The sequence below is a fragment of the Bradyrhizobium barranii subsp. barranii genome (genome assembly GCF_017565645.3).
GTDB lineage: Bacteria > Pseudomonadota > Alphaproteobacteria > Rhizobiales > Xanthobacteraceae > Bradyrhizobium > Bradyrhizobium barranii.
In genome coordinates, this window is sequence record NZ_CP086136.1 from 2,627,353 (window position 1) to 2,653,750 (window position 26,398).

Below are 26,398 nucleotides of genomic sequence, written 5' to 3' on the forward strand. Positions count from 1 at the left end.
TGTCGTCCCCGCGAACGCGGGGATCCATAGCGCGTGATCTATCGATTGCGGACGGTCGCGATCCCGGACCATGAGCCTCCGCCAAACTTCTCCCTGTGGTTATGGGTCCCCGCGTTCGCGGGGACGACACCGAATGTGTGGCGGGTATATACCCGACATCGCCACGGCTTCGCTCCGGTGGTAAACTTGGCGCATGTCCAAAGTCACTCCAGCCACGCGCGCGCTTGCAGCCGCAGGCGTTGCCTTCACTGTCCACACCTACGACTACGATCCTGACGCCGAGAGCATCGGGCTCCAGGCGGCGTCGGCTCTCGGTGAAGATCCGTCGCGCGTGCTGAAGACGCTGATGGCGCTGGTGGACGGCAAGCCGATCTGCGTCGTCGTCCCGTCCGACCAGGAAGTCTCCATGAAAAAGCTCGCCGCTGCCGCGAGCGGCAAGTCGGCGCAGATGATGAAGCCGCCCGAGGCCGAGCGGGTCACCGGCTACAAGGTCGGTGGCATCAGCCCGTTCGGGCAGCGCAAACCGGTGCGCACCGTGATCGAGCAGAGCGCGCTCGCGCATGATCAGGTCTATCTCAACGGCGGCCAGCGCGGCTTGCAGGTTCGGCTGAAGCCGGGCGACGTGCGGGATGTCCTGAAAGCGGTCGTCGCGGATGTGGTCGCGTGAGCGCCGCGCGCTACTGCTTCTGCAGCAACTTGAGCCGGCAGCGCAATGCCTCGCGGATATGCGCCCTCGCAAGCTGCTCGGCCTTGTCGCCGTCGCGCGCGGCGATGGCGTCGATGATGGCCTGATGCTCGCCGTGGCTGGTCGAGGGACGGCCCGTCACCGTGAAGGTGGTCGGGCCCAGCAGCGCGATCCAGTCCTGCAATTCGCGCGAGGCGTTGTCGAGATAGCGGTTGCGCGCGGCGCGGCAGATGGCTTCGTGGAAGGCGCGGTTGAGCCGCGCCATCTCTGCAGCGTCTGACGCCGACGCCTCGACAAAGGCCTGCTCGATATCCCTGAGCGCGTGGACTTCGGGAGTGGAGGCGTGCTCGGCGGCCAGGCGCGCTGCAGCACCTTCCATGATCTCCCGCATGGCGTAGAGCTCGAGCACCTCGGAAATGTCGAGGTCGCGCACGATCAACCCGCGGCCGCCGGCGGGCTCGACGAAGCCGCGGGCCGCGAGACGGCCAAGCGCCTCCCGGACTGGCGTGCGGCTGACCTTGAGCCGCTGCGCGACCTCTTCCTCGCGCAGTCGGTCTCCGGCGCGGTAACTGCCGGCTTGGAGCGCCTCGCACAGCGAGCGGAACACGGCTTCGCCCAGTGCCACGCCGCCGCCGCGTGCGATCGATCCGCCTGTCTTTGCCGCGCGCTTGGCCATATTCCCTCACGGCGCATCCTGCCCATGCAGAGATGCCACTTGCACCGCCGATGTATATCTTTGTATACAAAGGTACGCAATGGCTGCCCTTGGGTCGATCGGGGTCCTCGGCGGCAGAATGTCTCTAACTTCGTCGCATCGGGCAGACGGGATGAGCAGCAAATACGACGTGCTGGTGATCGGCGGCGGCAATGCGGCACTGTGCGCGGCGATCTCGGCGCGCCGCGGCGGTGCCTCGGTGCTGGTGCTGGAGGGCGCGCCAAAATTCTATCGCGGCGGCAACACCCGCCACACCCGCAACCTGCGCTGCGCCCATGATGCGGCGACTGAGATCCTGACCGGTCCCTACACCGAAGAGGAATTCTGGCAAGATCTGCTGCTGGTGACGGGCGGCCAGACCGACGAGGTGCTCGCCCGGCACATGATCCGGGAGTCCAAGGATATCCTGAACTGGATCGTGGAGCAGGGCGTGCGCTGGCAGCCCTCGCTCGGCGGCACGCTGAGCCTTGGCCGCACCAACTCCTTCTTTCTCGGCGGCGGCCGCGCGATGTTGAACGCGCTCTATCTCACCGCCGAGCGGCTCGGCGTCGACGTCGAATACGACGCCGAGGTCACCGATCTCGTGATCGAGGACGGCATGTTCCTCGCCGCGCGCCTCAAGCGGCCGATCAAGGGCGAGAGCGAGATCCGCGCGACGTCGCTGGTCGCCGCGGCCGGCGGGTTCGAGGCCAACATCGAATGGCTGAAGCAATATTGGGGCGACGCCGCGGACAATTTCCTGATCCGCGGCACGCCCTATAACCGCGGCTCGATCCTGAAGATGCTGCTCGACAAGGGCGTGCAGGAGGTCGGCGATCCCACCCAGTGCCATGCGGTCGCAATCGACGCCCGTGCGCCGAAATTCGACGGCGGCATCATCACCCGCCACGACTCCGTCGTGTTCGGCATCGTCGTCAACAAGCATGCCCAGCGATTCTACGACGAGGGTGAGGACATCTGGCCGAAGCGCTATGCGATCTGGGGCCGGCTGGTCGCGGCGCAGCCCGACCAGATCGCCTACATCATCTTCGATTCCACCGTCGTCACGAGCTTCATGCCGACGCTGTTCCCGCCGATCGCCGGGCAGACCGTCGCCGAGCTGGCCGACAAGCTCGAGCTCGATCCGGCTGCGCTGGAGAAGACCGTCACCGAGTTCAACGCGGCCGTGCGGCCCGGCACCTTCGATCACACCATTCTGGATGACAGCGTGACTGAAGGCATCACGCCGCCGAAGACGCATTGGGCGCGCAAAATCGAGACCCCGCCCTATCTCGCCTATCCGGTGCGGCCCGGCATCACCTTCACCTATCTCGGCACGCGCGTGAACAAGGAGGCGCGGATGCTGATGGCTGACGGCAAGCCGTCCGCCAACATGTTCGCGGCCGGCGAGATCATGGCCGGCAACGTGCTCGGCAAGGGGTATGCCGCCGGCATGGGCATGACCATCGGCAGCGTGTTCGGGCGGATCGCGGGACGGGAAGCGGCGAAACATGCACGGAACTAGGATTCTGGACGAAGCCGACCGTCTGATGACGGTCTGCAATTCCTGCCGCTACTGCGAGGGTCTTTGCGCGGTATTTCCTGCCATGGAGATGCGGCGCGCCTTCTCCGACGGAGATCTCAACTATCTCGCAAACCTCTGCCATTCCTGCGGCGCCTGCTACGTCGACTATCAGTTCTCGCCGCCGCACGAGTTCAACGTCAACGTTCCGAAGACGCTTGCGGTCGCGCGTGCCGAGTCCTATGCGGCCTATGCCTGGCCGCAGGCGCTGTCCGGTGCCTTCGCCCGCAACGGGCTCATCATCAGTGTCATCGCCGCGCTCAGCATGGCCGCCTTCATTCTCGGCTTTGCCGCCCTCAACGACCACAGCGTGTTGTTCGGTGTGCACACCGGGCCGGGCGCGTTCTACAAGCTGATGCCGCACAACGCGATGGCCGCATTGTTCAGCGCCGCCTTCCTCTACGCGATCCTCGCGCTGGTCATGAGCGTGCGTGCCTTCTGGCGCGACATCGGCACCCCCATTGGCGGTCGCGCCGACGGCGGCTCGATCTTCCAGGCTGTCCGCGATGCCGGCGAGCTGCGCTATCTCCACGGTGGCGGCGTCGGCTGCTACAACGAGGACGACAAGCCGACCGACCGGCGCAAGCTTTTCCACCACCTGACGTTCTACGGTTTTCTGCTGTGCTTCGCCGCGACGTCGGTGGCGACGCTCTATCACTACCTCTGGAGCCGCGAGGCGCCGTATCCGTGGTGGGATCTGCCTGTCGTGCTCGGTACGCTCGGCGGCATCGGCCTCATCGTCGGTCCGATCGGGCTCTTCGCCGCGAAGATGCGCCGTGATCCGGCGCTGCTCGACGAGCAGCGCTACGGCATGGACGTCGGCTTCATCGCCATGCTGTTCCTGACCGGCTTCACCGGCATGGCGCTGCTAGTCCTGCGCGAGACCGCGGCCATGGGGCCGTTGCTGGCCCTGCATCTCGGCGCAGTGTTCGCGCTGTTCATCACCATGCCCTATGGCAAGTTCGTGCACGGCATCTATCGCTTCGTGGCGCTGGTGCGTTATGCGCAGGAGCGGCGCAGCGAAGCCGGCTCTTGAGAGGCATGCGCGGCTGACGTATCTCTTGGGCCCGCTCGCGCACAGCGCGAATCGCTTAGGGAGCCCGCGCTCATGTACATGTTTCTGCCTTTTCTACTGGCGCTCGCGGGCTGCGCGAGTGTCTGGCGTTCGCGCGCGGGACTGAGCTATGCGCTCTGGAGCGCAACAGTCGTGGTCACGGTCGCATGGTTCTTCCACCACGCGACCGATCCGCTCAAATTCTCGTTCTGACGGTGTCGAGATGGGCACTGCAGAGATGAGCGAGCAACGGCCGGTCGGCGCGATCCTGAACATGCTTGGGCTGCTCGGCATCTCGTTGATCCTGACGGTGGCGTTCGCCTATCAGCTTGCGCTCGGCGAGTTGCCTTGCCCGCTTTGCCTGTTGCAAAGGGCTGGGTTCATCGCGGTCGGCATGGGGTTCCTGTTCAACATGCGCCTCGGCGAACGCGGGTCTCACTACGCGATGATTCTCGTTTCCAGCCTCGTCACCGGCTGCATCTCGATGCGGCAGGTGTCGCTGCATCTTGCGCCCGGCGATCCAGGATACGGCTCGGCGCTGTTTGGGCTGCATTTCTACACCTGGGCGCTGATCGCGGCGATCGGGATCGTCTGTTATGTCGCGCTCGTCTTCATCCTGAAGGATGTGACCGGCAAGCGAGACGGGGACGCGCCTTTGAACGGTGCGGCATCGAACACGGTCTTCGCGATCTTTGCGTTGCTGGTCGCCGCCAATCTCTTGTCCACCGTGCTGGAGTGCGGCGCGGGGCAGTGCGACGACAACCCGGTTCGCTATCTCCTGCTCAAGTGATCGGATTGAAGCGGCCGTCGTGCAGGAACGCGATCGTCTGCTCGATCGCGACGGCATTTCGTGGAAGTCCGGTGTGCGATGCCTTGACGACGATGTGGTCGGCCATGTCGGCCAGTTTCGCGCTTGCGACTGAAACCCGTCCGTCATTGGGCCGCGGCAGGACAAAGGCCGAGGCGATTGGCGCGATGGTGCGGCATCCCGCGATGACGCCGATCGCATAATCGGGCGGCGGCAGGGCGGCGAGCACAGGGGGCTGGGCTGTCGAAAGCTGCAAGCCGGCCGGCCCGAAAACAGCGCGGTAGAGCGAGAGGTCCTTCAGGAGATCGGCGACTTCGCTGCCGCCGTTGGGCGTGCCCAGCATCACGACGCGGCCGAGCCGCACCGGTCGATATCGCGCGATGTAAACCCTCGTGAGCAACCCGCCCATGGAATGGGCGACGAAGTGGATAGCGCCGTCGCATTGCGCTGCAAACGCGACGACCGGCGCGTGGATGTCTTCCGCAAGCTCCTCGAGCGGCTTCTTGCGGCTGGGGTAGCCGAGATTGAGCGTGGCGAAGCCGTGACGCTGCAACGCTCGATCCAGCCTCTTCAGCGTCCAGGCACCGACTCCGATGCCGTGAAGCAGGACCACGCGGTCGCACCGGGCTTCCGCCGGAGCGACGGCCCGGCGACGACGCCTGTTCGCGCGCCATCGTCGTTGCCGTGACATAGTCGGTCTTGCCGGTGCCGAGCAGCGGCACCTTGTCGACCACCATGATCGCCGCGGGCACGGTCAGCTCGGACGCGCCGATCGCCTTGGCCTGGCCCTGCATCGCGCTGCGCTCGGCGGTCTTCTCCGTCGTCAGCAGCACGATGCGCTCGCCCTTGCGCTGGTCGGGGATCGACACGGCAACCGAGGCGGCCTGCGGCCACAGCGCCGTCGCGATGCTCTCGACGGCCGACAGCGAGACCATTTCGCCCGCGATCTTGGCGAAGCGCTTGGCGCGTCCCTTGATGGTGATGAAGCCGGCCGCGTCGATCGCCACGATGTCGCCGGTGTCGTGCCAGCCCTCGGCGAGCGGTTCGAGCACGCCGGGGTTTTCGGCCCTGAGGTAACCGAGCATCACGTTCGGTCCGCGCACCGAGAGGCGTCCGCCTTCCTCGATGCCGGGGACCGGATCGAGGCGGCTTTCCATCAGCGGTGACAGGCGGCCGACGGTGCCGGGACGGTTGGCCATCGGCGTGTTCATCGCCAGCACCGGCGCGGTCTCCGTGACGCCGTAGCCTTCCAGGATGCGGATGCCGTAGCGCTCCATGAACACCTGACGTGTGCGATCCTTCACCGCCTCGGCACCGGCGATCACCAGGCGCAGCGTGCGGAAATCGTAGGCATGCGCCGAGCGTGCATAGCCGGTGAGGAAGGTGTCGGTGCCGAACAGGATGGTGGCGCCGGTCTGGTAGATCAGCTCCGGCACGATGCGGTAGTGCAGCGGCGAGGGGTACATGTAGATCGGAATGCCAGCGAGCAGCGGCATCATCATTCCGCCGGTCAGCCCGAACGAGTGGAACACCGGCAGCACGTTGAACACCTTGTCATTGGCGTTGGCATCGACCCGGGCCAGCGCCTGCGCCGCATTCGCAAGGATGTTGCGATGGGACAGCACCACGCCCTTGGGCGTGCCTTCCGAGCCCGAGGTGAACAGCACGACAGCCGGATCGTCGGCCTGGCGGGCGACGCGCGGCGCAGTGCCCGCGAGCAGCCCCTTGATCTTGTCGGCCGTACCGATCGAGGCGCGGACGTCCTCGAGATAGACGACGCGGGCCTCCGCGGAGATCGCGGCCATCAGCTTGTCGAGCTTGCCCTTCTCGATAAAGGCCTTCGACGTTAGCACGGTCTTGACCTGCGCGGCCTTCATGGCGGCGAGGACGTTGACCGGTCCGGCCGAGAAGTTGAGCATGGCCGGGACCCGGCCGATGCTTTGCAGCGCCATGAAGACGACGGCGACGCCTGCGGAATTCGGCAGCAGCACGCCGACATTCTCGCCGGCCGTGGTGCCGGCTTCGAGCTTGCGGCTCAAGACCTGCGCGCCGAGGATCAGCTTGCGATAGGTCAGCTTGGTGCCGAGCGCGTCCTCGATGATGACCTTGCCGGTGTCACGATCGCGATAGGCGTGTCCGAGTGCTTCGAACAGCGTGTGATCGAGCATGGCGTTCTTCACCATCGCATCGATCATCACGTCCTGAAGTGCGGCGCCCGCGGCATTGCGGCGTGCCTTGCCCTTCAGCGTCGGATCGACCGGAAGCTTGACCGGCGGCAGGATCGTGACCGTCACCCGCGGGAACCACGAGCGCTTGATCTGGCTGCCGTTGAGATAGCTGAGATGCGAGCGCTGCGCGCCCTCGATGCGAATGGGCACGACCACCGCATCGGCCTTGTCCGCGATCATCGCGGTGCCGTCGTAGACCTTCATCAGCGAGCCGGAGACGGTGATGCGTCCCTCCGGGAAGATCACCACGGGCTCGCCGGCGGCGACGAGCTTGATCAGGTCGCGGGCGGCCAGCGGCTTGGTCGGGTCCATGGTGTAGTGCTTGACGACGCGCAGGAACGGCTTGGCCCACCAGGCCTTGGAGATGCCGGTATCGACCGCGAAGCTGGCGTCGATCGGCAGCACGGCGTGCAGCAGCGGGCCGTCGATCAGGCTGACATGGTTGGGCGCGATCAGCATGCGCGTGCCCGGAGGCGGCAGGTTCTCGAGCCCGCGAACCTCGGTGCGGAACAGCGCGCGGAACAGCAGCCCGCCGAAATCGCGGACGCCTTCCTTGCCCCACTTGGTCAGCACGAACCACACTGCGCCGAAGCTGGCGACGCCGAGGCCGAAGAAGATCCAGCCGACATGCAATCCGCCCGCCTGCAACAGCGCGACGAACAGCGAGCCTGCTACCATGAAGGCGGCTTGCAGCACGTTGCCGGCGGCGATGATGCGGGCGCGCTCGGACGGTGCCGACCAGGCTTGCACGGCGGCGAAGGAGGGAACGACGAACAGGCCGCCGCCGAACGCGAAGGCGACGAAGTCGATCAGCATGCGCAGCCCGGCGAACGAGGTCGCGAAGTCGGCCGCGGTGATGTCCTGCCCCTTGGTGGTCACGGCGATGGCCCAGGCGAGATCGAGACCGGCAAAGCCCATGATGATGGCGCCGATCGGCACCAGCGCGAGGTTCGGGCGAACGTGGCTCAGGCTGGCGGCGAACAGCGAGCCGATGGCGATGCCGATCGCGAACGTCGCGAGGCACAGCGTCACCACGCCTTCGGTGCCACCGACGACCTCCTTGACCAGCGCCGGCAGCAGCGACAGCACGATGGCGCCGACCAGCCAGAACCACGAGACGATCACGGTGCCGTCCCACAGCCGCTTGTCCGCGTAGAGCGTCTTCAACAGGCCGACCGTCGAGGTCCAGGGATTGGCGTTGACGGGCAGGTCGGGGGCGGATGGCGTCGTCTGCGGAATGCGGGAGGCGAAGGCCCAGGACAGCAGGGCCAGCACGACCACGGCCGATGCGACCCAGCCCATATGCGCGGAGCCGGCCACGAACTGGCCGCCGGCGACGGTGCCGAGCAGGATGGCCATGAAAGTCGCGCCTTCGACCAGCGCGTTGCCGGTTGCGAGCTCACCGAGTTCGAGCTGGTCAGGCAGCATGGCGTATTTCACAGGGCCGAACAGGGCGGCGATGGTGCCGAACAGCGCGAGTGCCGTGAACAGCAGCGGCACCGAGTGCAGGAAGAAGCCGGCGGCGGCAAAGGCCGCAGCAAAGATCTCCGCGAATTTGAGCCGCCGCGCGACGACGGATTTGACGTACTTGTCGGCGAGTTGGCCGCCGAGCCCCGACAGGATGAAATAGGGGAAGATGAAGACGGCGCCTGCGACCGTCACCAGCGCGTCGCCGTGACCGGTTGCGGCACTGTAAAGCAGAATGATGACGAGTGCGGAGCTATGGCTGATTTTGGGTGACGCGGCCTGATCAGGCGGCGTGGCTTTCAGTGTTCGGAATGACTTCGATTCCGTCGATGAACTTTACACCGGCGATGACTTTCGGCAACTGGTTCGTGCTCTTCAATCGCCGCCAGGTCTTCGATGCGGCGTCGATGAGCTTGAACACCATCAGCTTCGCAGTTTGTTGCGACAGCGATCCCTTGGTCCGCACCGTTCGGTGGCGCACCGTGGCGAAGACGCTCTCGATCGGGTTCGAGCTGCGTAGGTGGATCCAGTGCTCAGCAGGGAAGTCGAAGAAGGCGAGCAGCGCATGGCGATCCTTGATCAGGCACTCCACCGCACGTCCGTATTTGACGTGGTATTTCTCGACGAAGACGTCGATCGCGGTTTCAGCTTCGGCCCGGTGTGGGGCCAGATAGATGTTCCGCAGGTCGTTCTTCATGGGGCCCTGCACGGATTTGGCGACCTTGTCGAGTACGTTGCTCACTTTATGGCACCAGCATCGTTGGTGCCGCGTGCCGGGAAAGGCCTCGTCCAGTGCCTTCCAGAAGCCGAGGGCGCCGTCGCCGATGGCGAGTTGCGGGGCAATCCGTAACCCGCGTTGCCGCAGGTCGATCAGGAGTTCGCGCCAGCTCTGCGCGCTCTCGCGCACGCCGACCTGGAAGCCGATCAGCTCCTTCTTGCCTTCCGGCGTGGTGCCAATCAGCACCAGCATGCATTCGCTGTGATCTTCCATGCGGGCCTGCAGGTACACGCCATCGGCCCAGATGTAGACATAGCGACGCGCCGACAGATCGCGTCTCTGCCAGCGTTCGTACTCGACCTGCCAATCGGCCTTCAGGCCGGCGATCACCGAAGGCGACAGGTTCGGCGCATCCTTGCCGAGCAGCGCCGAGAGCGCCTCCTGGAAGTCGCCGGTCGAGATGCCGCGCAAATAGAGGACCGGGATCAAGGCATCCAGGCTCTTCGTCCGCCGCGCCCATAGCGGCAGGATTGCCGAACTGAAGCGGAGGCGGTCGCCTGGCCCGCTCGCTCCGCGGTCGCGGACCTTGGGACGAGCGACCTCCACCGGACCGATGCCGGTCGCAATCTCGCGCACCGGACCGTGCCCATGTCGGACCAGGCGCGCTCGACCGTCGGGCAGCGTCAGATTGGCCTTGCTGGCCAGAAACGCGCCAACCTCGATCTCGATCGCCCTGGCAAGCAGGTCCCGCGCGCCGGCTCGAACGATATCGGTCAGTGGATCATCAACCGCGGACGGCTGACGGAAAGCAAGAACATTGGTAGTCTCGGTCATGGCGTATCGCTCTCCTCGAGAGGTTCTGGCAGGCTCGTCACCCGCCTCGATACGCCGCCTTCCTCACACCGTCATCACCCAGATTCCGCCATAGCTCACGAGTGCGTTCTTGAGCACGTTGTCATTGAGCGCCGAGAAAAATTGCGCCCAGAACAGCGGCGCGAAGCGGCGTGACGACATCAATTCCCTGATCATGACAAGTCCTGTTTTGGGAAGGCAGCCTGAGATTGTTACGTTGTCGGTGAGGCGTCACGACCGGAAGCTTACGGGACGAACGATGGCTGGATGACGACGGTCGCCGGCCTGCTCTGTCCCCTCGACCCTTCCGATCCTGTTGGTCTCCAAATGGTCTCGTTAGGTTCGCAAATATCTGGTCGCAGCCGTGGTTCGGACGGACCGGCTGCGCTTTTTCGGATACCGCGCCGGGCGATGAGGAAATGTTGAACCGCATCGCCAAAGGCCGCGACATCGGCTGCGAATGTCGGGACATGGTAAGTCCTTCCTTGCAACCGGGTCTTGCATTCGAGCCGACCGGAACGTCCCGGGAGCGCGCGTCTCACGTGAGATGAGCGAGGTGGCGAAAGGGCGAGAGGCGGCCGAGCAGGCTGAACCGGCGGCCCGCGTGACGGCTACGGGCGCGGCTCGCCCGCCACATCCGGAAGGTCGCGCGGCGCTCGGTGAGCACGCCGGCAATGTCGCAGGCATTTGCGATGCGATCGACCGGTTGCATCGCGAACTTGAGGACGGCCCGGCCAAGGCCGGCCACCAGAGCCGCGGCGTCGTCGACGAAGGTGGAGGCGACATCAACAGCGAGGGTTTGCATTTTGCAGATCTCCGGGTTAATTTGAACAATGTTCACATGAGTAGCTTGAAAATGAACAATGTTCAAGAAGAATCGCCACGCGACCAGAAAAAAAATCGGCGGAGGCTCCAGATCCTGGAGATCGCCCGCGGCATTATTTCAGCTAAGGGACTGAGATCATTGAAAGTTCGTGACGTTGCGGAGGCCGCCAATTGTTCGGTGGGCAGCGTCTATAACGAATTCGGCGACTTCGACGGGGTGATCCTGACGGTCAATCGGGAGACGGTTCAGGCCCTCACGGTGCGGCTTGGCGAGGTCCCGGGGGAAGATCCCGTTCGCCAGCTCTACGGCCTGGCCGCGACCTATCTCGAATTTTTCGCCGAGCACGCAAACCTGCTGCGCTCGCTGTTCGAGCATCGGATGGAGGACGACCGTCCTTATCCCGACGACATCCTTCAGATGGTGATGGACGCTTTCGCGCTGATGCATCCACCGCTGGTGCGGCTGCTACCGGATGCGGACGACGTGCGGATCGCGCTGCTGTCGCGCACGCTGTTTTCCGCTGTGCATGGAATCATCTCGCTCGGCCTCGAGGAGCGCATGGTGGCGGTGCCGTCCCAGATGCTGCGCCAGCAGGTCGAGCAATTCGTCGATACCCATCTCGCCGGCCTCGGGATCGTGCCGATCGGCGCACGGTCGCCTTGAAGAGACCAAGCGGCTACCACGCGTATCGCAGGCTCGCGGTGCCGGAATAAGTGGTGCTGCGCGCCGCGAACTCGCCGTCGAACTTCGCCGACAGGGCAACGCCGTTCGAAAACTTCAGCTCGGCACCGGCAGATGCGAGCGCGGCGTCCTTTGCCGGCGTTGCGCCATTGACGATGAAGCTCGCGCCGGGCAGCGCCTGGAATGCGGTGACGAGCGTCGGGTCGCTCACCCAATCATGGGCCCAGGCCGCGCGGCCGCGCAACGTGAGGACCGAGTTCGGCGTGACCAGCGTCGCGCGATCGAAGCGCGCGCCGAGCTCGCTCCGTGTGTCGGAGGCCGTGCGTCCCTGATAGGTCAGGCCAAAGCCGCTGCCGGCCAGATCGGCCTCGGTATAGGTCGGTGTGCGGAAAGCCTGCGCCTGCGCCGCCACATATGGCGTGAAGCCGCCGATCGGCGTGGCGAAGCGATAGCCGCCCTCGATGCGGCCTCCGACGGTTTGCGCGTCGAATTTGGCGGTGAGCTGGTTGCCGAACGGTGCGAGCCGGTCTGTCGACATCCAATGATTGGCCACGGCGAGAGAGGCGGCGAAATAGGCCGGCCCCGTACGCACGGCGGTGTAGACGCCGGCCTGGATTGCATCGCTCTTGCCGCCGCCGATCGCCTGAGCGAGGTCCCATTTGGTGCCGCCGCCCGACAGTGCGAAACCGACCAGCGCATCGCGGCCGAAATGATAATCGGCACCGGCCGCGACGCCGCCGGCGCGCGCGCTCAGGTCGTGACTGCCGATCATGACGGGGTCGCCGCTGGTGCGGTTGGTACCGCCGAACGCCGTGCCCCAAGCCGTCCAGCGCTCCGCAAAGGCTGGAGCCTTCATCGCCGGCGTCCCCAGCACCTTGTTGTAGGCGAGGGCGATATCGTCCGGCAGCGCGGCGCGTTCGGGGCTGAAGCCGAGCGCCGTGCGACCCGCGTCGACGATGCCACTGCCGCGGCCATCGACGAATGGATCTAGCATCAGGCCGAGGAACTGGCCCGTGAACTGGAAGGCGCCTTGCCGCGCGCCGGTCGCAGCTTCGCCCGAGAGCTGATCGAGATTGTAACGGAGCTGGGCGTCGCTCTGGCCTGCGAAGGAGGAGAGGAAAGGCAGGTTGGGACCGAACGCGCTCAAGGCGCCGGCCACGGCCTTCTGGTTTTGCGTTTGGGCGATCGAGAGGAATGCAGCGTTGTTGTAGTTGAGCGTCAGGAAGACGCTGAACCCGTCATAGCTGAGGAAGGAAGCGAAGAGCTGCGGATTGTATCCGCTGACAGTGACGCCCGAGAAGCTGCCGGTGACGCCAGTCGTCGTGCTGAGGATCGTATATTGCGTCGAGGGGTTATAGGCGCCGGCGATCGTGTTGACTGCGACGGTGCCGCCGTTCAACGCTGCGCTGACCGCGAGGATCTTCTCGGATTGTCCGGTAGCGGTGACGGAGATCGCGTAGGTCGAGCCGGCGTTGAATGTGACATTGCCGGAGCTCGTCAGCGTACCGAGATTGCCGGGCAAGACCGTGCCGCCCGATAGCACCGTGATATTGCCGACGGCGCCGTTACCGCTGAGGATGCCCGCGCTGACGGTCGTCGCGATGTTGGGCATCGAGCCGTTCACCTCGACGGTGCCGGCCAGGACATTCATGGTCGCGATCTCCGTCGTCGAGCCGTTCATCGTCCAGGTGGAGCTGCCGGTCTTTTCCAGCACCTCGAATTCCCGGAACTGACCGGCCGCGCCGAATATGCTGAGATTGAACGCTGCGTTGGTGGCCCCGCCCAGGCGCAGCGTGTCCGTTCCGTTGCCGCCGAGGACCCATCCCGTGATGCTCGATCCCGCTCGCAACTCGAAGACGTCGTTGCCGCCTTTGAGGTCGGCAGCCGTGCTGACGCCACCGCTGATGATCGTGCCTGAGTTGATGATGGTGTCCTGATTGGCCGAGCCGATAATTGCCGTGCCCGAGGCACTCGATATCGTGCCGGCGTTGTTGACGACGTTGCCGTCTGCCGCGCCGCTTAGATCGACGGCCGCGACATTGATGGCATGGACAAAGCCGCTCGACAGGATGTTCGCCTGATTGTTCGCCGACCCGCCGCCGATGCTGATGCTGATGGCTCCGGTAACGCCGTTTCCGACCGTACCTCCGATCACGACGATGTTGTTGCTCGAATTGGCCAGTGCGAGCCCCGACGTGCCGAGGCTCGATGACCCAACCATGGCGCCGGCATCCACGATGATGGTGTTACCGCCGCCGCCGATCACTGCAATGCCGTCGCTGTTGGCGGACGTGACCGTTGCGTTGCCGAAGACCTTGGCCGCGCTATTGGATGCCGCCTCGAGGACAACGCTGGCAAAGGTCGGGTCGTTCACGGAGGTCGCGGTGCCGTCGCCAATGTTGACGGTGACGCCGCTGACCACAGGCGCCGTCTTGACCTGGGTGTTGCCCGCTCCGGTGCAGATGATGGAATCGCCTGACTGCAGCGCTGCCTGCGCGCCGCTTCCGGTCACCACACAGGCCGCCTCTGCCGGCGTCGCGAGCCACGGCAGCGCACTACCTGCGGCAACGGCGCCGATCGCGGTGCTCAAGAGAAACGCATGCCGCCGACACGTCTTCGCGCGACGGATCTGGGGCGGGGGCAACAAACCATTCCAGGGCACCTGCAAACTCCTCTTTCGGCACGGTCCGGGCGGAATTCGGACCGCAACGTTGGCTGGTGCCATGCTTAGCGGGGGAGGTTCCGGCCATCGTGGATCAGCGCGCAAGGCGGTGTGGCGGAAAGCGAAAGACGCAGTTTTTTCGGGAGCAATGTGGCCGCGGCGTCACACAGCTTCGCCGTCGCGACGCCGTTGGACGATGTCTGCAATCGGATGCCGGGGTTGAGAGGGCGCCGGCGCCTATCAGCCTCGCGCCGCGACGGCTTCGCGCGGACGGGTTGCAACGACGACGACGTCCGGTCTGCCGTTGTCGACCTGTACCCGGTTGCGCCCCTTTTCCTTGGCACGGTAGCAGGCGGCATCCGCGCGCCGCATGGCGTCCTCGAGCGTGGTGTTGCCGTCCGCGATACAGGCGACGCCGATGCTGGCGGTCACCGCAAAGCAACGATCATCCCAGGCGAAGGTGAACAGCTCGAGCGATCTGCGCAGGCGTTCGGCGATATCGACGGTGGTCGAGGGCGAGCATTGCGGCAGGATCAGGCCGAATTCGTCGCCGCCGAGCCGGGCCACCAGATCATGCGGCCCCCGGTCCTGTTGCAGCAGGCGCGAGACCTGGCAGAGCAGGCGGTCGCCGGCGAGGTGGCCGCAGGTGTCGTTGACGCTCTTGAACTGGTCGAGGTCGAGCAGGATCAGGCCCAGCGAGCCCGCCGCGGTGGTGTCCAGCACGTTTTGCAGGCGCGCCTCGAAGGCGCGGCGGTTGGACAGGCCGGTCAACCAGTCGTGCGATGCCTGCCATGCCAGGCGCTCCTTCTCGGCATGCAACGCATCCTCGAACGCCTGTCGTTGCAGCATCAAGCGCCGCGTGTGCCAGATCAGGAGCAGGATCAGCGTCGCGGCCGCCACGATGTTGATGCACGTCAGCGTTACCTTGATGGCGCGCGAGCCTTCGCCGAGGACGGTCGAGAACCGCTTTGCATGCACCGTGAACTGCGTGTTGAGCTCCGAGAGCCGCGACGACAGCAGCCGCAGGCGGTCGCGGTCCTCAATGGGGCCGTGCGCCAGCTCGGACCGGATCACCTCGCCGAACACGCTGAGCTCCAGCAGCATGGGATCGGTGGCCGCCCACTCGTGGATCGCTTCCTGGAGGAAGCTGACGCGGTTGAAATAGCGGAACAGCCAGATCAATCCCGGAACGTCATCGGGATGGTTGCCGCCTTGCAGAAACCCGACGCGGGCGGCCTCGACGTCGACCGGATCGCGCTCGAGTGCCCAGCGCGCGAACTCATCGCCGATGGGAACGGCAAGGGACGCCTGGTAGTGGGTGAACTGGCTCGGTTCGCCTGAATGCAGATAGAGATTGAGGAAATAGACAGCGTTCTTCTGTGACCGCGACCACATCGCTTCGCCCGCGACATAGGCACGGACCGATGACATCACCTCGAGGCTGAATCCCGCGATCGTTGCCTGGAGCACGACGACCATCACGAATGGCGAGACAAGTTTGATGACGTGAAGGAAACTACGCCCCTTCGTCGACGTCGCTGTTCTGCGAAACACCCTGCATTCCCCAAATCGATCAACGACCCCACCGGAGCGTCGCGCCTGCAACGCCAAGTAGAGGGGAAAGTTGCTTAACTCGACCCCAAAGACGCAGGCGACTGCACTGCAGGGTGAAAGCGTCGTGAAGCGGATGCCCGCAGATCGTTGCAAATGCCGACGAACCGGAACCGATGCGGTCGTGGCGAACCAATGCCTCGCATTCGTCCTGCGCGGTTTACCTGATCGAGAGAGTTTGGTCCGGCGCTAGACCAGCACCGGCTTGCGCACGCGGCCAGCGTCGCCGAACACGCGCAAATAGCGTTCGATCTCGGATGGCATGCCGGTCGCCTTCTCCGGATTGTCAGAGAGCTTGACGGCCGGGTGGCCGTCAACCGACGACACCTTGCAGACCAGCGAGATGGGATCGAGATTGAACGAGCCGTCCGGCGGGCAGCCGACGAAATCATTGGTGAGGTTGGTGCCCCAGCCGAAAGAGAGCCGCGAGCGACCGGAGAAGTGGTGATAGGTCTCCTCGATCGAGCCGACATCCATCGCATCGGAGAAGACGAGCAGCTTGTCCTTGGGGTTGCGGCCCTTCTTTTCCCACCAGGCGATGATCTCCTCGCCGGCCTGGATCGGTGGCGCGCTGTCGGGGCGGAAGCCGGTCCAATCGGCGACCCACTCCGGCGCATCGCGCAGGAAGGATTTGGTGCCGAAGGCGTCGGGCAGCGCGATCAGGAGATTGCCGCCATAGGTCTGGCGCCATTGGTCGAGAATGCGATAGGGCGCCCAGCGCAACTCCTCGTCGTCCTTGGCAAGCGCGGCCGCGACCATCGGCAGCTCATGCGCATTGGTGCCGATGGCTTCGAGATCATTGTCCATCGCCAGCAGCACGTTGGAGGTGCCGATGAAGGACGGGCCCAGGCCTTCCTTCACCGCCTCGACGCACCAGCGCTGCCAGAGGAAGCCGTGGCGACGGCGGGTGCCGAAGTCGGAGAGCCGCAAATTCTCGAGCTGGCGCAGCCGCTCGACCTTGGTCCACAGCTTGGCCTTGGCGCGGGCATAGAGCACGTCGAGCTCGAAGCGGCCGCGGCCCTTCATCGCGGCGCGCGACCGCAGCTCGTTGAGGATGGCGAGCGCCGGAATTTCCCACATCGTGGTGTGGGTCCAGGGACCGTGGAAATGCAGCTCGTACTGGCCCTCGACCTTGCGCAGCTCGTATTCGGGCAGCCGGAATTCGGCCAGCCAGCGGATGAAGTCCGCCGAGAACATGTGGGTCTTGCCGTAGAAGGTGTTACCGGCAAGCCAGATCAGCTCTTTCTTGGCGAAGCGGATGGTGCGGGCGTGGTCGAGCTGGGCGCGCAGCTCGCCCTCGTCGATGATCTCGGCCAGCCGCACATGGCGCGAGCGATTGATGACCGAGAAGGTCACCTGCTGATTCGGATAGTCCTCCCGAATCATCTGCAACATCAATAGCTTGTAGAAGTCGGTATCCAGCAGGCTGCGGATGATGGGGTCCAGCCGCCAGCTATGATTGTAGGTCCGGCTCGCAATATCGGTCACTGTCATAGGACAATTCTAGCGTGGCGGCCCTCGCGCAACCAGTGGGTTTGGCGAAGGGCAGACTTCCCTGAAACCGTAACCGAGGCTCAGTCTCCGGCCGCCGTTGCCGCCACGGTTTCGAGCTGGCCGCGGATCCAGCGATGGGCCGGGTCTTTCTGATAGCGCTGATGCCAGACCATGAACATCGGCAGTTCGGCCAGCGTCTTTGTCCGCGACGCTAGCGGAATTGGTACATGCGCGAAACCGCGCATCACACCGGAGGCGAGCAGGCTCGGCATGCTCGCCAGCATCTGCGAGCCGCGCAGGAAGGACGGCACGCCGGAAAAGCTCGGCACGGAGATGGCGATGTCACGAAGAAAGCCGTTCGCCGCCAGCCGGCGGTCGAAGTCGAGCCGCTCGTTGTCGGTATAGACCACCGTGATGTGGCGTGCCGCGAGATAGGCGCTGCGGCCGGCCGGCGCGGTGCGCGCCTTGGGATCGAAGTAGCAGACGTAATGGTCGCTGAGCAGTCGCTTCTGCACGATGTCCACGCCGGATGGCGGCAGCGGCGTGACCAGGAGATCGCAGCGGTTTTCGCGCAGCATCGCGGGCGACGGCGACTGCGAGGGGATCACGCGCAGGTTCAGGCTCCTGACCTGTCCCGCGACATGATCGAAGAACCGCGGCAACAGCAGATCGCGCTGGAAATCATTGGCGGCGACCGTCAGCGAAAGCTGCGCGCGCGCCGGCTCGAAGGTGACGCCGCCGGCAAAGCTGCGCATCTCGTCGATCAGCGCTCGCGCTTTCGCAGCCAAGGCCTGGGCATGGGCGGTGGCGACGATGCCGCGGCCGGATTTGGCAAACAGCGGATCGCCCGCGATCCGCCGCAGCTTGTTCAGCCCGTGACTGACCGCCGATTGCGTCAGACCAAGCCGCGTCGCTGCCGCCGTGACCGAGCCTTCCTCCAGCACGGCAAGGAACAGTTCGAGGGCGTGGCCGTCGAGCGCCAAATGATCGATTTCCTTCATGTAATTCATTATAATCGATCTATTTATCTTGAGAATAGATCGTCCCATTATCTCCCGATAAGCCGCGCCCCCGGACCAGGCGCCACAGGGAGAGACAACGCCGATGAATGTCCAGGCGCCAGCCTTGCAGGATCCCCGCCTCAACCGACCCGAGCCGTTCACGCCGCGCGACGGCGGCTTCTTCCAGCGCGACCATTCGATCCATCCGCCGGCGCATGCGCCCGGCTACAAATCCTCGGTGCTGCGTTCGCCGCGCCAGCCGCTCCTGTCGATCGAGAACTCGGTCTCGGAGATCACGGGTCCGGTGTTCGGCCACAACGATCTCGGCCCGCTCGACAATGATTTGATCCGCAACTACGCCAAGGATGGCGATCCCGTCGGCGAGCGCATCATCGTCCATGGCCGCGTGCTGGACGAGACCGGCCGCGGCGTGCCGAACACGCTGGTCGAGTTCTGGCAGGCCAATGCCGGTGGCCGCTACCGGCACAAGAAGGATACCTATCTCGCCCCGATCGATCCGAATTTCGGCGGCTGCGGCCGCGCGCTGAGCGACGACACCGGCTACTATTATTTCCGCACCGTGAAGCCGGGCCCCTATCCCTGGCGCAATTTCGTCAACAGCTGGCGTCCCGCCCACATCCACTTCTCGGTGTTCGGCTCGGGCTTTGCGCAGCGGCTGATCACCCAGATGTATTTCGAGGGCGATCCCCTGATCCCGGTCTGCCCGATCCTGACGACGATCCCGGACAAGGACGCGCTCGACCGCCTCGTGGCGCCGCTCGACCTCAACGCCTCGACGCCGTTCGACTCGCTCGCCTACCGCTTCGACATCGTGCTGCGCGGCCAGCGTTCCACCTATTTCGAAAATCGCACCGCGGGGAACTGAGCCAATGCCGCAGCCGCTCGACTATCTCAAGGAAACCGCCTCGCAGACCGCCGGGCCCTACGTCCATATCGGCCTGATCCCGGCCATGGCCGGCTTCGACATTTTTGAGAAGAACTTTTCTAACGTGCTGGTGACGCCGAACACGCCAGGCGAGCGCATCACGCTGGAGGGCAAGGTGTTCGACGGCAGCGGCACGCCGCTGCGCGATGTGCTGCTCGAAATCTGGCAGGCCAACGCAACCGGCCGCTATAACCATCCGGCCGATCGCCCGGCCGGCGCGGTGGACGAGGAGTTTCGCGGCTGGGGCCGCGCCGGCTCCGATTTCGAGAGCGGGTTGGTGACGTTCGAGACCATCAAGCCAGGTGCCATCATCGACAAGGCAGGCCGCAAATGCGCGCCGCACGTCAATATCTGGATCGTCGCGCGCGGCATCAACATCGGTCTCAGTACGCGACTCTATTTCTCCGACGAGGAAGCCGCGAATGCCGCCGACCCCGTGCTCAACCTGGTCGAGCCGCCGGTGCGGCGCGCGACGCTGATCGCCACGCGCGGTGAGCGCGCCGGCAAGGTCGTGTACTCCTTCACGATCAATCTGCAGGGGGCGGAGGAGACGGTGTTCTTCGACGTCTGACGATCCGCCGATCGCCCCGCAGGATCATTCCACCTGGTCGCCTCGATTGATCGATCCGCGCGTGGTGGCTTGCGGTGGTTGCGGGCGCATCTCGCGCGATCCCGGCCGCTCGGCCGGGGCGCGCCCCACTCTTGGCTTCAGCTCTGTCAAATCGATGAAGACGTCGGCCTGCCGCCGCAGTTCGTCGGCAACCATGGGAGGCTGGCTCGCAAGCGTGGAGACGACCGTCACGCGGACGCCGCGGCGTTGCACGGCTTCCACCAGTGAACGAAAATCCCCATCGCCCGAGAACAGCACGATCTGATTGACGTGCTCGGCGAGTTCCATGGCGTTCACGGCGAGTTCCACATCCATGCTGCCCCTCATCTTGCGGCGGCCGGTCGTGGCATCAACGAACTCCTTGGCGAGCTTGGTGACGACGGTGTACCCGTTATAGTCGAGCCAATCGATCAATGGGCGGATTGACGAGTATTCCTGATCCTCGCTCACGGTCGTGTAGTAGAAGGCTCGCAGCAGCGTACCTCGGCCGTGAAATTCGCCGAGCAGGCGCCTGTAGTCGATATCGAAACCGAGCGCCTTGGTGGCGGCATAGAGATTGGGGCCATCGATGAAGACCGCAATCTTCTCAAGCGAAGACATTATGCACTAATCCCCAGTTCCGCATTGAAGCCGGCAGGTTCAGCCGCCAGGGCTGTGTGCCGGCCGGAAAACGCCGAAGTCGCCGATGGCCCGCGGAAAAAGGCGGCGCAGACGGCCGGAGGGGGGGCCGTCCCGCGCCAGTTAAGGGAGGTTGCTGCTATCAGCGCCAGGATTCCGAATGCAGTCACGTTAAGGCGTGCACATGCCACACTCAATTGTACGGAGGTAAACGGCGCGTATCCAAAGGGTTGGATGCTCTATACGAAGGTAAGTGGCGCGCCGGTTCGGATCTCGACAGCCCGGCGCGATCACGAATGGCCTCAAGCTTCGCCGCCATGGAGCTGGGCGCGAAAGGCGCGCGGCGACAGGCCCGTGGCTGCGGCATAGACGCGGCTGAAATAGGCGGGATCCTCGAAGCCGAGCGCGTACGCGATCGTCGAGACCGGCAAATTGGTGTAGACGAGGTTGCGACGCGCCTCGCGGATCAGCCGGTTGAGGATCAGGTGCGAGGCGGTGTCGCCGGTCGCCGCCCGCGTCAGCCGGTTGAGATGGGTCGGCGTGATCGACAGCGCGCCTGCATAGTCCGCAACGCTCCAGCGTTCCAGATGATGCTGTTCCAACAGCGCCTCGAAGCGGCGGAACAATCCGCTTTCCGCCGTGCCGTTGCCGCCGCTCTCGCTGGTGAGCGCGCGGGCCACCAGCCCGATCATGGCCGCCGACAGTGCACGCAGCACGTGCGCGCGGCCGAAATCGCGCGCGGCGTGCTCGGCGAAGATCTGCTTCATGGTGGTGCGGATCTGCGGCGTGCCGCGCACCACGGCCGATCGGGACAGGGCGCCGCGCAGTCCTTCCGAGGCAAGCAGTGCCTCGTCCAGAATTTCCGCAGCGATGGTCAGCACCCAGCCCTGGGTATCGGGCTCGAAGCGGAACCCGTGGACATGGCCGACCGGCACATTGACGACCTGCATTGGCCGGAGCGGCACCACGCGCCCGTCGAGCGTCGCCTCGCCACCACCGCGCTCGATCAGCAGCACCTGGTGCAGCCGGGCATGGCGGTGCACGGCCAGCGTCCAGTCGTGCAGCACCGAGCGTGACGCGATCGTCTCGCAATGCACGACGTCGGGCAGATCGCCGGACTCGCCGAAGAGGTTGTAGACCCGGATTGCCGGGGCTGAGGCTGCGGTTTTCATGTTCGAATAGTACAAGACAAAGACGAAACCCTCCATCGGTTTGCGGCGGCGGATCTGCAAAAAACGCAGCGACGGGAGGACGTAAAAATGAAAGTTCAGGTCTGCATCATCGGCGGTGGGCCGTCCGGGCTGCTGTTGTCCCAGCTTCTGCACCTGAAGGGCATCGATACGGTCGTGCTGGAGAAATACAGCCGCGACCACGTGCTTGCCCGCATCCGTGCCGGCGTGCTCGAGCACGGCTTCGCCAGGTTGATGCGCGAGGCGCAGTGCGGCGAGAGGATGGACAGCGAGGGCGAGATCCACAACGGTTTCGAGATCGCGCATGACGGCGTGCTCTCCCACATCGACCTGCACAAGCATTCCGGCGGCAATTCGGTGCTGGTCTACGGCCAGACCGAGCTGACGCGCGACCTCTACGAGGCGCGCGATCGCCTCGGCGGCAAGGTCGTGCACAACGCCGAGGACGTGACGCCACACGATCTGACGTCGGACCGGCCCTACGTGACCTATCGATCAAACGACGAGATCGTCCGCATCGATTGCGATTACGTCGTTGGCGCCGACGGCTTTCACGGCGTCAGCCGCAGGTCCATCCCGAAGGACGTGCTGCGCGAATACGAGAAGGTCTATCCATTCGGCTGGCTCGGCGTGCTGTCGCGCACGAAACCAGTGTCGCCCGAGCTGATCTATGTGAAGCATGAACGCGGATTTGCGCTCTGCTCGCTGCGCTCACAAGTGCTGAGCCGCTACTACGTCCAGGTGCCGTTGACCGACAAGGTGGAGGACTGGAGCGACGATGCGTTCTGGATGGAGCTGAAGCGTCGCCTGCCGGACGAGGTCGCCGGCCACCTGATCACCGGGCCTTCGATCGAGAAGAGCATCGCGCCCCTGCGCAGCTTCGTCGCCGAGCCGATGAGCTACGGCCGCCTGTTCCTCGCCGGCGATGCCGCCCACATCGTGCCACCGACCGGCGCGCGCGGGCTCAACAGCGCCGCCTCCGACATCTACTATCTCTACCACGCCATGCTTGCGCATTATCAGCACGGTGACGATTCCGGCCTTGCGGGCTATTCCGCCAAGGCGCTTGCGCGGATATGGAAAGCGCAGCGTTTTTCGTGGTGGATGACGATGCTGCTGCATCGTTTTCCCGACCGTTCCGAATATGAGGACCGGCTTCAGCAGACGGAGCTCGAGTACCTGCTCTCGTCCGAAATGGCACAGCGGCTGCTCGCGGAGAATTACGTGGGACTGCCGTTTTAGCGACGGTTTGTGACCGCTCAGCTGACGTTGCCGCTCCAAAGGGGAGCTCTCCTCGCGGCACGAGGCGAGTTCGCCCGTCAGGCCGGTTCCCTTTCAATAAGTGGTGACGGACGCCGAAATGCTCTGTTGCCTCGTGCGATCGTTCCTACCTCCTCAACCGAACAGGAGGGCGAAGCGATGACGAACACAGCGCTTGTGGTCGGCGCCAGCGGTATTGTCGGCAGCAATCTCGCCCGCCATCTCAGCGATCGCGGCTGGCAGGTGCTTGGGCTCGCAAGGCGCCCACCAAGCGGCCTCGATGGTGTTCGTCCCATCGCGGCCGATCTGCAGGATCCGGCCTCGCTTCGCGACATCCTGGCGAGCCTTCGTCCCACTCACGTGTTTCTCGCCACATGGCTACGTCAGCCAACCGAGGCGGAAAATATCCGCGTTAACGCTGCGATGGTGCGCAACGTGTTGGGGGCACTTTCCGGCGCAGATACGCTTTCTCATGTCGCGCTGGTCACCGGGCTAAAGCATTACCTGGGACCGTTCGAGTCCTACGGTAAAGGCAGGCTGCCCGCGACGCCATTCCGCGAAGAGCAACCGCGGCTCGATGTCGAGAACTTCTACTACGCTCAGGAGGACGAACTATTCGATGCGGCCAGGCGCGGTGGTTTCAGCTGGAGCATTCACCGCCCGCACACGATCATCGGTTATGCGATAGGCAACGCCATGAACATGGGAACGACGCTTGCCGTCTACGCGACGATCTGTCGAGAAACGGGGCGGCCATTTCTCTTTCCAGGCTCGGCGATGCAATGGACCGGCTTGACGGATATGACGGATGCCAGATTGCTGGCGCGACACCTGGAATGGGCCGCGACGACGACGGTCGCGCGAGACCAGGCATTCAACGTCGTAAATGGCGATGTCTTCCGATGGAACTGGATGTGGGCGCGACTGGCCGGCTGGTTCGGGTTGCAGCCTGCGCCCTTTCCAGAGGAAATTTCGCCGCTTGAGCGTCAGCTTGCCGATTCAGGTCGTATATGGGCTGATATCGCGCTCAAGTATGATCTCGCCGAAAGCGACCTCTCCGTCCTTTCGTCGGCATGGCACACCGATGCCGACTTGGGCCGACCTATCGAAGTCGTCACCGATATGAGCAGGAGCCGTAAGCTCGGTTTCCTTGAATATCAGGCGACGGACGACAGTTTTTTCGATCTCTTCAGCAGGTTGCGTGCCGCGAACGTCATTCCTTGAGCCTTCTGACGAAGAGTAAACAACCGCTACTTTCCTTCCAGCGTATTGACCGGCGTCCACTCTGGCGATGGTGGATTTGCGGCGAGGGCTTTCGCGCGCTTGGCGAACAGCGCCGACGCCGGGTCGATCTTCGCGACGCCGTCGAACGCCTCGGCCGCCTTCGCAAACTCCCTCGCCCGCCAGCACGCCAGCCCCTCCGCATACGCTGTGGCCACCTTCGTCTGCTCGGCGCTCTCCGCGCCCTTGTCCGCCAGCGGCTCGAACACCTTGATTGCCTCGCCGCGGCCGAGCACCCTGATCGCATCGAGTTCACGCCAGGCGAAAGTGTCGCCGGTCTGCGCCATCGTCGTTTCCGAGGCCATGATGGCGGTGCCGTAATATTTGTTGGCGCCCTCGAGGCGCGAGGCGACGTTCACGGTGTCGCTCATCACGGTGTAGTTGAAACGGCGGCGCGAGCCGATATTGCCGACCACGGCTTCGCCGCTGTTGAGCCCGATGCGGTGCGACAGGCCGTGGCCTGCGAAGGCGGGATTGCTGGCATTCAATTCCACGAGCTTCTCGTGGCACTTCAGCGCGGCGTGAACCGCGTTGCGCGCGTGGGCGGGATCGTCGGCCGGCGCGCCGAACATCGCGACGATGGAATCGCCGATATATTTGTCGACATAGCCGCCATGGCTCTCGATGATGTCGGTCATGGCCGAGAGATATTCGTTCATCAGGGTCACCAGCTCGCCCGGCGTCATGGTCTCTGCGATCGAGGAGAAGCCGCTGAGGTCGGAGAAGAACATGGTGACGTTGCGCATCTCGCCGCCGAGCGCCGGCATCTTGCCGGAGGCAACCATGGTGTTGATCACTTCGGGCGCGAGATAGAAGGCAAAGCTCTGGCGCAGGAAGCGCTCGTCGCGATCGGCCAGCACGAAGCGGTAGCCGATCGTCATCGCGAGCGCGGCGAGACTTGCGAGCGCAGGCTCGGTCAGCGGCAGTGCCAGCGCGTGCACGAACGCGGTGACGGCAACGGCTGTGTAAGCGGCAGTGAGGCCGAGCCAGGCGATCATCGCGCCGCCCGGCGCGAGCATGGAGGCCGCGCAGGCGATGATCGCCGCGAACACGATCGTGAGAACGGTCCGCATGGGAAAGCCGAGCTCGGTCACGGCGTCGCGCTCGATCAGGTTTCGCACGACGGTGGCATGCACGAACACGCCGGCGATGTCGCTGCGGGCCTTCTGCGCGGTGCCGGCCGGGGCGGGCAGGGCGCAACGCGGTGCGGGCGAGCCGTCATATCCGCCGGAAAGCCGCATCGAGGTGAGCTTGCGGTCCTCGAAATTGAGGACGGTGCCGAGCAGCACAACCTTGCCGTCGAAGGCGCGGCGGAAGAAATCGCGGTCGCCTTTCTCGACGCAGGCACGCAGGTCGGCGAAAGAATAGGCCGGGACGTCGCGGCCCATGCCACGGTAGTTGAGCGTCAACGTGTTGGGGACCGCGCTCGGGATCGTGTAGCCGGGCAGCTGCATCGCGCCGGATGGTCCGTTCCCGGGCGTCGTGCCGAGCGCACGCGCGGCGAGCTCGACCGCCATCGCAGGGACAGGCTTGCCGTCGATGGCAAAGCTCAGCGGCATCCGCCGGATCACATCATCGGTGTCGGTATGCACGTTGAGGGCGCGGACATTGTTTTTCACCGCAAGTCGTTGTGCGGGGTAGGGTACGTCCGGATGGTCATTGCTGAGGATCTCGCCAAGCACCAGCTTGCCGCCGTCGGAGAGTTGCCGGAGTGCGATGAGGTAGTCCCGGTCAAAGCCCTTCAAGCGGCTGCCGAACGACGCATCGCCGAACGGAATCTCCGATTGCTCGATCGAGCTTGGAAAGATCACGTCGAAGCCGATGACCTTGGCGCCGCCTTCGGTGATGCTTCCGAGCACCCGGCCGATCTCGCGCGTCCAGGTCTGGGTCGGCGATCCCTTGAAAGGGGGAGTGTCGTAGGTCTCCCCGTCGATCGCAACCACGACGACCGGCGATGTTGCGGGATCACGGTGGTCGCCGACCAGCTTGCCGCGCATCGCGGTGAGGATGTCGAGCGAGAGACCTTGTAGCGTCTGAAGCGGCGGGGACGTGAAGACTGCGCCCGCAACGAGCGCAATCAGGATCGCCGCAACGATGTCCCGTCCCCCGATCCGCCGCATCGCCCGGTCG

The 26,398-nt window shown here is 64.7% G+C and carries 22 protein-coding genes and 1 pseudogene; 10 read left to right on the forward strand and 13 right to left on the reverse strand.

All coding sequences use genetic code 11. The annotated features are described in order from the left end of the window. Positions 1–193 precede the first annotated feature (193 nt). Positions 194–667, forward strand: a complete 474-nt coding sequence (ybaK, locus tag J4G43_RS12700) for a Cys-tRNA(Pro) deacylase (RefSeq protein WP_208085004.1) — start codon at positions 194–196, stop codon at positions 665–667. A gap of 10 nt (positions 668–677) precedes the next feature. On the opposite strand, the gene J4G43_RS12705 is transcribed toward ybaK, so the two are convergent. Further along, positions 678–1,361, reverse strand: coding sequence for a GntR family transcriptional regulator (locus tag J4G43_RS12705; protein ID WP_208085005.1), 684 nt, complete (start codon positions 1,359–1,361; stop codon positions 678–680). 151 nt (positions 1,362–1,512) lie between these two features. Between J4G43_RS12705 and tcuA the strand changes: the two genes are divergently transcribed. The 4 genes from tcuA to J4G43_RS12725 all read left to right on the forward strand — a co-directional run bounded on the left by tcuA (position 1,513) and on the right by J4G43_RS12725 (position 4,805). Beyond that, positions 1,513–2,904 (forward strand): FAD-dependent tricarballylate dehydrogenase TcuA, encoded by a 1,392-nt coding sequence (tcuA, locus tag J4G43_RS12710; protein WP_208085006.1) that lies wholly within the window; start codon positions 1,513–1,515, stop codon positions 2,902–2,904. After that, on the forward strand, positions 2,891–3,997 hold the full coding sequence (tcuB, locus tag J4G43_RS12715; RefSeq protein WP_208085007.1) for a tricarballylate utilization 4Fe-4S protein TcuB: 1,107 nt from the start codon (positions 2,891–2,893) through the stop codon (positions 3,995–3,997). The genes tcuA and tcuB overlap by 14 nt, the downstream gene beginning before the upstream one ends. Positions 3,998–4,069: 72 nt before the next feature. After that, positions 4,070–4,228: a DUF5993 family protein gene (locus J4G43_RS12720; protein WP_166349997.1), complete on the forward strand. Its 159-nt coding sequence runs from the start codon at positions 4,070–4,072 to the stop codon at positions 4,226–4,228. Positions 4,229–4,253: 25 nt separating this feature from the next. Beyond that, a complete protein-coding gene (locus tag J4G43_RS12725; RefSeq protein WP_225004831.1) occupies positions 4,254–4,805 on the forward strand; it encodes a disulfide bond formation protein B in 552 nt (183 codons plus the stop codon). On the opposite strand, the gene J4G43_RS12730 is transcribed toward J4G43_RS12725, so the two are convergent. From J4G43_RS12730 to J4G43_RS12745, 5 genes and pseudogenes are all read right to left on the reverse strand, one after another. Continuing rightward, positions 4,798–5,514, reverse strand: a complete 717-nt coding sequence (locus tag J4G43_RS12730) for an esterase/lipase family protein (protein ID WP_208089303.1) — start codon at positions 5,512–5,514, stop codon at positions 4,798–4,800. The two genes, J4G43_RS12725 and J4G43_RS12730, sit on opposite strands and share 8 nt — an antisense overlap. Further along, positions 5,465–8,770 (reverse strand): annotated as a pseudogene (locus J4G43_RS12735) (acyl-[ACP]--phospholipid O-acyltransferase); the annotation flags it as partial. The gene J4G43_RS12730 and the pseudogene J4G43_RS12735, both read right to left, overlap by 50 nt. 31 nt (positions 8,771–8,801) lie before the next feature. Next, the gene (locus tag J4G43_RS12740; protein WP_208083632.1) at positions 8,802–10,070 is read right to left on the reverse strand and encodes an IS256 family transposase; all 1,269 of its coding nucleotides are present in this window, start codon (positions 10,068–10,070) and stop codon (positions 8,802–8,804) included. Positions 10,071–10,133: 63 nt separating this feature from the next. Continuing rightward, the gene (locus tag J4G43_RS55300) at positions 10,134–10,265 is read right to left on the reverse strand and encodes a hypothetical protein (protein WP_256461526.1); all 132 of its coding nucleotides are present in this window, start codon (positions 10,263–10,265) and stop codon (positions 10,134–10,136) included. 361 nt (positions 10,266–10,626) lie between these two features. Then, a complete protein-coding gene (locus tag J4G43_RS12745; protein WP_228411359.1) occupies positions 10,627–10,893 on the reverse strand; it encodes a hypothetical protein in 267 nt (88 codons plus the stop codon). A gap of 51 nt (positions 10,894–10,944) precedes the next feature. Here J4G43_RS12745 and J4G43_RS12750 point away from each other — a divergent pair, with 51 nt between their 5' ends. Further along, a complete protein-coding gene (locus J4G43_RS12750) occupies positions 10,945–11,577 on the forward strand; it encodes a TetR/AcrR family transcriptional regulator (protein ID WP_208089304.1) in 633 nt (210 codons plus the stop codon). A gap of 13 nt (positions 11,578–11,590) precedes the next feature. Here J4G43_RS12750 and J4G43_RS12755 read toward each other — a convergent pair whose 3' ends face one another. The 4 genes from J4G43_RS12755 to J4G43_RS12770 form a co-directional block, all read right to left on the reverse strand. Then, the gene (locus J4G43_RS12755; protein ID WP_225004832.1) at positions 11,591–14,185 is read right to left on the reverse strand and encodes an autotransporter outer membrane beta-barrel domain-containing protein; all 2,595 of its coding nucleotides are present in this window, start codon (positions 14,183–14,185) and stop codon (positions 11,591–11,593) included. A gap of 312 nt (positions 14,186–14,497) precedes the next feature. After that, a complete protein-coding gene (locus tag J4G43_RS12760) occupies positions 14,498–15,811 on the reverse strand; it encodes a GGDEF domain-containing protein (protein WP_208085009.1) in 1,314 nt (437 codons plus the stop codon). Positions 15,812–16,057: 246 nt separating this feature from the next. Further along, entirely contained in the window at positions 16,058–17,362 is a 1,305-nt protein-coding gene (pncB, locus tag J4G43_RS12765) for a nicotinate phosphoribosyltransferase (protein WP_028159033.1), read from the reverse strand. 80 nt (positions 17,363–17,442) lie between these two features. Continuing rightward, a complete protein-coding gene (locus J4G43_RS12770; protein WP_208085010.1) occupies positions 17,443–18,372 on the reverse strand; it encodes a LysR family transcriptional regulator in 930 nt (309 codons plus the stop codon). Between the two features lie 94 nt (positions 18,373–18,466). Between J4G43_RS12770 and pcaH the strand changes: the two genes are divergently transcribed. Both pcaH and pcaG read left to right on the forward strand, forming a co-directional pair. After that, positions 18,467–19,249 carry a protocatechuate 3,4-dioxygenase subunit beta gene (gene pcaH / locus J4G43_RS12775; RefSeq protein WP_041955084.1) on the forward strand — a complete coding sequence of 261 codons (783 nt, stop codon included), beginning with the start codon at positions 18,467–18,469 and terminating at the stop codon, positions 19,247–19,249. A 4-nt stretch (positions 19,250–19,253) separates the two neighbouring features. Next, positions 19,254–19,880 carry a protocatechuate 3,4-dioxygenase subunit alpha gene (gene pcaG / locus J4G43_RS12780; RefSeq protein ID WP_208085011.1) on the forward strand — a complete coding sequence of 209 codons (627 nt, stop codon included), beginning with the start codon at positions 19,254–19,256 and terminating at the stop codon, positions 19,878–19,880. Positions 19,881–19,904: 24 nt separating this feature from the next. Here the strand turns inward: pcaG and J4G43_RS12785 are convergent, their stop codons facing one another. Together J4G43_RS12785 and J4G43_RS12790 are read right to left on the reverse strand one after the other, a co-directional pair. Beyond that, a complete protein-coding gene (locus J4G43_RS12785; protein ID WP_166350011.1) occupies positions 19,905–20,519 on the reverse strand; it encodes a LabA-like NYN domain-containing protein in 615 nt (204 codons plus the stop codon). 320 nt (positions 20,520–20,839) lie between these two features. Further along, the gene (locus J4G43_RS12790; protein ID WP_135215516.1) at positions 20,840–21,745 is read right to left on the reverse strand and encodes a helix-turn-helix domain-containing protein; all 906 of its coding nucleotides are present in this window, start codon (positions 21,743–21,745) and stop codon (positions 20,840–20,842) included. Between the two features lie 51 nt (positions 21,746–21,796). Between J4G43_RS12790 and pobA the strand changes: the two genes are divergently transcribed. After that, on the forward strand, positions 21,797–22,969 hold the full coding sequence (pobA, locus tag J4G43_RS12795; protein ID WP_208085012.1) for a 4-hydroxybenzoate 3-monooxygenase: 1,173 nt from the start codon (positions 21,797–21,799) through the stop codon (positions 22,967–22,969). Positions 22,970–23,146: 177 nt separating this feature from the next. Continuing rightward, positions 23,147–24,211 (forward strand): SDR family oxidoreductase, encoded by a 1,065-nt coding sequence (locus tag J4G43_RS12800; RefSeq protein WP_071916281.1) that lies wholly within the window; start codon positions 23,147–23,149, stop codon positions 24,209–24,211. 26 nt (positions 24,212–24,237) lie between these two features. On the opposite strand, the gene J4G43_RS12805 is transcribed toward J4G43_RS12800, so the two are convergent. Continuing rightward, positions 24,238–26,388 (reverse strand): adenylate/guanylate cyclase domain-containing protein, encoded by a 2,151-nt coding sequence (locus J4G43_RS12805; protein ID WP_208085013.1) that lies wholly within the window; start codon positions 26,386–26,388, stop codon positions 24,238–24,240. Positions 26,389–26,398: the final 10 nt, after the last annotated feature.